This window comes from Microbulbifer okhotskensis, assembly GCF_023895975.1.
Taxonomy (GTDB): Bacteria; Pseudomonadota; Gammaproteobacteria; order Pseudomonadales; family Cellvibrionaceae; genus Microbulbifer; species Microbulbifer okhotskensis.
In genome coordinates this window covers 1-633 of sequence record NZ_JALBWM010000352.1, presented here as the reverse complement: position 1 = coordinate 633, position 633 = coordinate 1, and the positions used below count along the sequence as shown (strand labels likewise).

Below are 633 nucleotides of genomic sequence, written 5' to 3'. Positions count from 1 at the left end.
AGGTGGCGAATGGAGTCGCCCTGATCGCCGACATCTTTGTTGGTATCGTCCGGCTCCTCCACATAGCCCCGACGGGCTGAGGTGGATTTCACATTAGAGATGGAGTTAGAGCCAATGGTGCGCACTTCACCACCGGGGAATTTCTTGCGTGTTGAGCGGCTGCCGGCTTTGCGGCTGGTGGTGACATCGATCACCCGGCTCACCGTCGGCGACCCTTCGATAATCGGCACCAGCTTTTCATCCATAAACAGCCGGCCTTTCTCATCCTTGGGAAACAGCATCAGGATGCGGGCTGGCTCGGTGGCGGCGACCTTACAGATATCAGTGGCCAGCAAAACCGTCCAGCCGATTTGCGCGGCTTTTTGCATCACTACCATCCACGACACCGGACTATCCAGCGCGTGCATCACGCCCCAGAAATAGGGCACATAATCGTTACGGTAATAGCCGGCGTTATCGCTATCTTCCGACGGCAGTTTGATATTGTCCGGCAGCCAGTCGTACAGCGGAATTTTAGGCTGCGGTATCCAGGTTTCCCGCACCTCCTTCACCAGACGCGAGAGATTCGATCTCGTAACTACCAATAGCTCTGAGGGCAGCGTCAATACTAGGTTGTAGGGGTTCGCGGTCGAT

At 56.1% G+C, this 633-nt stretch carries 1 protein-coding gene; it reads right to left on the bottom strand.

Annotated features, from left to right (window positions below; genetic code table 11):
* Positions 1 to 542 (bottom strand): phage terminase large subunit family protein (locus MO867_RS22465; RefSeq protein ID WP_252473317.1); only part of this gene is annotated, 542 nt, incomplete at its 3' end.
* Between the last annotated feature and the right edge of the window lie 91 nt (positions 543 to 633).